This is a genomic window from Actinosynnema sp. (assembly GCF_052038725.1).
Map to the genome: position 1 here is coordinate 1 of NZ_JBQGCX010001449.1, position 4,938 is coordinate 4,938.

General features: G+C 72.4%; 6 protein-coding genes. 5 read left to right on the forward strand and 1 reads right to left on the reverse strand.

Features of this window, described 5'->3' with window-relative positions; all coding sequences use genetic code 11:
- From ACTUAL_RS30615 to ACTUAL_RS30630, 4 genes are all read left to right on the forward strand, one after another.
- The coding region (locus tag ACTUAL_RS30615; RefSeq protein WP_440902666.1) for a phosphoglycerate kinase at positions 1–1,087 on the forward strand (1,087 nt) is incomplete at its 5' end.
- A 1-nt stretch (position 1,088) separates the two neighbouring features.
- Complete coding sequence (gene tpiA / locus ACTUAL_RS30620; RefSeq protein WP_096496083.1) at positions 1,089–1,874, forward strand: triose-phosphate isomerase; 786 nt, start codon at positions 1,089–1,091, stop codon at positions 1,872–1,874.
- 93 nt (positions 1,875–1,967) lie between these two features.
- Positions 1,968–2,201, forward strand: a complete 234-nt coding sequence (gene secG / locus ACTUAL_RS30625; protein ID WP_015803903.1) for a preprotein translocase subunit SecG — start codon at positions 1,968–1,970, stop codon at positions 2,199–2,201.
- 51 nt (positions 2,202–2,252) lie between these two features.
- Positions 2,253–2,597 carry an RNA polymerase-binding protein RbpA gene (locus ACTUAL_RS30630; RefSeq protein WP_440902667.1) on the forward strand — a complete coding sequence of 115 codons (345 nt, stop codon included), beginning with the start codon at positions 2,253–2,255 and terminating at the stop codon, positions 2,595–2,597.
- An 83-nt stretch (positions 2,598–2,680) separates the two neighbouring features.
- On the opposite strand, the gene ACTUAL_RS30635 is transcribed toward ACTUAL_RS30630, so the two are convergent.
- Positions 2,681–3,562, reverse strand: a complete 882-nt coding sequence (locus ACTUAL_RS30635; RefSeq protein ID WP_440902668.1) for a hypothetical protein — start codon at positions 3,560–3,562, stop codon at positions 2,681–2,683.
- Positions 3,563–3,654: 92 nt separating this feature from the next.
- Between ACTUAL_RS30635 and ACTUAL_RS30640 the strand changes: the two genes are divergently transcribed.
- The gene (locus ACTUAL_RS30640; protein ID WP_440902669.1) at positions 3,655–4,929 is read left to right on the forward strand and encodes a hypothetical protein; all 1,275 of its coding nucleotides are present in this window, start codon (positions 3,655–3,657) and stop codon (positions 4,927–4,929) included.
- Positions 4,930–4,938 lie beyond the last annotated feature (9 nt).

Consider the following 4,938-nt stretch of genomic DNA (forward strand, 5'->3'; position numbering starts at 1 on the left):
CGGCAGCAAGATCACCGACGACGGCCGCGTCCGCGCGTCGGTGCCCACGATCAAGGCGCTCGTCGATGCGGGCGCCCGCGTCCTCGTGGCCGCGCACCTGGGCCGCCCCAAGGGCGAGCCCGACCCCAAGTTCTCCCTCGCCCCGGTCGCCGTGCGGCTCGGCGAGCTCCTCGGCCAGACCGTGGAGATCGGGACCGAGACGGCCGCCGACAACGGCACCGCGGTCCTGCTGGAGAACATCCGCTTCGACGCCCGCGAGACCAGCAAGGACGCCGCCGAGCGCGAGGCGCAGGCGGACGAGCTGGCCGCGAAGGCCGACGCGATCGTGTCCGACGGCTTCGGCGTCGTGCACCGCACGCAGGCCACCGTCTACGACGAGGCCAAGAAGCTCCCGCACTACGCCGGTGGGCTCGTGCTGGCCGAGGTCGAGGTGCTGCGCAAGCTCACCGACGACACCCAGCGCCCCTACGTCGTCGTCCTCGGCGGCGCGAAGGTCTCGGACAAGCTCGGCGTCATCGAGAACCTGCTCACCAAGGTCGACCGGCTCCTGGTCGGCGGCGGCATGGCCTACACCTTCCTCAAGGCCCAGGGCCACGAGGTCGGCAAGTCCCTGCTCCAGGAAGACCAGATCGAGAAGGTCAAGGGCTTCCTTGCCGAGGCGGAGAAGCGCGGCGTCGAGCTGCTGCTCCCCGTCGACTTCCTCGCCGCCACCGGCTTCTCCGCCGACGCCGACCACACCGTGGTCGCCTTCGACGAGATCCCGGCCGACCGCGAGTGCCTGGACATCGGCCCCGCCTCCCGCGAGCTGTTCGCCTCGAAGCTCGCCGACGCGAAGACCGTGTTCTGGAACGGCCCCATGGGCGTGTTCGAGTTCGAGAAGTTCTCCGGCGGCACCCGCGCGGTGGCCGAGGCGCTGATCGCCAGCGAGGCGTTCACCGTCGTCGGCGGCGGCGACTCCGCCGCCGCGGTCCGCTCCCTCGGCCTGCCCGAGGACGGCTTCTCGCACATCTCCACCGGCGGCGGCGCGTCGCTGGAGTACCTGGAGGGCAAGGAGCTCCCCGGCGTCTCCGTGCTGGAGGAGGACTGACGTGGCGCGCACTCCGCTGATCGCGGGCAACTGGAAGATGAATCTGAACCACCTGGAGGCCATCGCCCTGGTGCAGAAGATCGCCTTCGCGCTGCCCGAGAAGTACTACGCCAAGGTCGAGGTGGCGGTGCTCCCGCCGTTCACCGACATCCGCAGCGTGCAGACCCTCGTCGACGGCGACAAGCTCCTGCTCAAGTACGGCGCGCAGGACCTGTCCCCGCACGACTCGGGCGCCTACACCGGCGACATCTCGGGCGTGATGCTCGCGAAGCTCGGCTGCTCCTACGTCACCGTGGGCCACTCCGAGCGGCGCGACTACCACGGCGAGGACGACGCGACCGTCAACAAGAAGGTCAAGGCGGCCCTCAAGCACGGGATCACCCCGATCTTCTGCCTCGGCGAGAAGGTCGACGTGCGGGAGAGGGGCGAGCACGTCGCCTTCTGCACCGACCAGCTCGTCGCCGGCCTCAAGGGCCTGACCGCCGAGCAGGTGCGCGGCGTCGTCATCGCCTACGAGCCCGTGTGGGCCATCGGCACCGGCAAGGTCGCCAGCGCGGCCGACGCGCAGGAGGTCTGCTCGGCGCTGCGGGTCAAGCTGGCCGAGGCGTACGGCGAGGACGTCGCGTCCGAGGTCCGGGTGCTCTACGGCGGCTCGGTGAAGTCCGGCAGCGTCGGCGAGCTGATCGCCCAGAAGGACGTCGACGGCGCCCTCGTGGGCGGCGCGAGCCTGGACGGCGACGAGTTCAGCAAGCTGTGCGCGCTGGCCGCGGGCGGTCCCCTACCCTGACCGAGGACCTGAACACCCAGGCCACCCGCGTCGTCCACGGTCGGCAGTCGACCGGGTACTCTGTGGCGTCACCTGCCTGACAGCGAGGAAGAGATGAACACTTTCCTGCAGATCCTCCTGATCGTGTCCAGCCTGCTGCTCATCCTGCTGGTGCTGCTGCACCGCGGTCGGGGCGGCGGTCTGTCTTCGCTGTTCGGTGGCGGTATGCAGTCGAGCCTGTCCGGCTCCAGCGTGGTGGAGAAGAACCTGGACCGCCTGACGCTGTTCGTCGGCGCGATCTGGGTGATCGCCATCGTGGGCATCGGCTTGATTCAGAAGGTCGCCTGACAACTCCGGTCGGCGACACGGGAAATCCACGTGGTGGGGGTGTGAGGGTCGATGGCTGGTGGTAACGCGATTCGCGGTACCCGCGTCGGCGCAGGCCCGATGGGCGAGTCGGAGCGCGGCGAGTCCGCGCCTCGGCGTCGGGTGTCGTACTGGTGCGCCAACGCGCACGAGTCGCGCCCGTCGTTCGCGGTCGAAGCGGACGTCCCGGAGATGTGGGACTGTCCGCGGTGCGGTCTTCCGGCAGGCCGGGACGAGCAGGCGCCGCCTGCTCCCCCGCGCAACGAGCCGTACAAGACGCACCTCGCCGACGTGAAGGAGCGCCGCTCCGACGCGGACGGCGAGGCGATCCTCGAAGAGGCGCTCACCAAGCTGCGCAGGCAGCGCGAAGAGCCCTAGCTAGCAGGCACCGTCGGCGAGAGGCCCCGTGGAGATCCACGGGGCCTCCCGCTTTCCCGGCACAACTCACCCTCAACGCCCTGTCACGCGCCCGAGCGGACCCGGCGGAAACCCCGGAACTGCCGCAGCAGCACGAAACCCCCGGCCAGCGCCACCCCGGACACGCCCAGCACCGCGGGCAGCACGCCGCCCGTCGAGCTGCTGACCACCACGTTCACGCTGCCCACCAGCACGATCCCGCAGTACGCGCGGATCTCGTGCCGACCGGCCTGCGCGGTCGGGAACTCCACGGGCGCGCTGAACCTGCCCGCGTCGTCCGCCGTCGTCGACCCGACCTGCTCGCCCAGCGACGACAGCGTCACCGAGGCGCCGGGCGTGCACCCGGTGCCGGTCGCGCTGAGCGGGTCGCCCGGCTGCACGTCGTCCTTGTCGATCACCAGCACGCCGTCGCCGTGCGGGACCGCGCTGCTCGGCTCGGAGGCCGAGGAGGGCGGGGCCGACGTGGCGGTGGTCGTGCTGGTGGTCGTGGTCGTCGTCGTGGTGGTCGTGGCGCTCGGCCGCGTGGTGGTGGTCGGCGCCGCCGGGGGCGGCGCCTGCTCCGACGTCCGCGACGGCTTCGGGTCGTCCTCCTCCTGCGGCGGCGGCGGTTGCTGCTGCGAGGTCTCGCCGCCGGTCACGGTGAAGGAGCCCGACGCGGTGCTCGGGCTCGGGCACACCGTCCGCGCGGTCACCTGGTGCCTGCCCGGCTTCGCCGTGGACGGCACGACCGCCCACGTCGACCCCGAGCCGGACCAGCCGACCCCGCCGTTGCCGATGACGACTCCGCCGTCCCAGACGACCTGCACCGAGTAGTTGTGGCACGTCACCCGGAGCCCGGTCCACTGCACGCTGAACCCGGTGCCCGGCTTGCCGGAGCTGACCGACATGCCGAGCGAGCCCTGCGCCAGCGCCACCGGTGCGGTCACGAGGGTGGACAGGGCGTAGGCGAGGACAGCCAGTACGGATAGTGTTCCAGCCGTTCGCATTTCTCCCAGTCCCCTGAACGTCGAGGTGCTTTGTGAGACGCATTATGGGCAGGGTCGTCCCACTGCTCCTGTGCGGGATGTTCCTCGCGGGCGCACCGGCCCTCGCCCAAGGCGACAGCGCGACGATGACGGCGTCCGTCGACGGGCAGCAGTTCGGCGACAACCGGGTCGTCCTCGACCCGTCCGGCTCGCGCAAGGTGACGGTGACCGTCCACAACGGATCGGCGGAGACCAGGCAGGCCCGCGTCATCCGGTTGTCGGGCGGCGCTTTCGGCCTGGAGTTCTTCTCCTACGAGACCACCGTGCCGTTCGAGGTGCCCGGCCGCACCAGCGTGACGCGCGCGTTCGTGCTGGACATGGCGGGGCTCGAGGGCAAGGCGACCGGGTTGGTGCCGGTGCGGTTGGAGCTGCTCGACGACCGGCGCGAGGTGATCGCCTCGCGCGGCAGCACCGCCGACGTGCGCGGGTCGGTGCTGTCGGTGTACGGCGTCGCCGGGCTCGTGCTGCTCGTGCTGGCGGTGGCGGCGTGGTCCGCGGCGCTGTGGGCGGTGGTCAAGGGCGTCCTGCCGCCCCGCCGCTCGCGCCGGGCGCTGCAGTTCGTGCCCGCCGGGATCGCCACCGGGCTCGCGGCGGTGGTGTGGTCGTCGGTGCTGCGGGTGCTGACGCCGGAGCCGGTCGTGGCCGGGGTGGTGGTCGTGGGACTCGTGGTGGCGGCGATGGTCGTGGGGTACCTGGCGCCGTCGCAGCAGGCCGTTGCTCGGGCTGAGGAGGACGGTGCCGGGTCTTCGGGGCCGGTTCCCGCAGTGGTGCGGGGTGCGGAGGACGACGGGGCGCAGGGGGGCGCTCAGGGCGCGCGGCGGGGTGGCGCGGGGGAGACCACCACGATCGCGCCGGTCGGCGCCGGGGGCGGGGAAAGCGCTGGGGCGCAAGCGGATGGCGGTCGGGGCGCGTCCGGCGGCGTCGCCGGGCAGTCGGGGCAGGCGGGGCACGCGGGCGGTGGCTGGCCTTCCGTTGCCCAGCCTGCTGGTGCCCAGGCGGGCGGCGGCCAGGCGGCTCCCAGTCGTCCGGGCGCTCCGGTGGTCCCGGCCCAGGGCGGTGACCAGGCGACCACGAAGTTCCAGGCCGTCCAGGTCGCGCAGGCCAAGCCGGTCGTGCAGACCGCGCCCGCCGAGATCACCTCCCCGGCGGACTCGGAGGCCACCCTGCGCATCCGCCCCGTCGGCACGTCGAGGCAGGCCCCCACGCCGGGCGCCGCCGCGGCGACCCAGCGCTTCCGCCCGGTCGGCGACCAGGGCAAGCGCCGCTGAGCGGTGCGG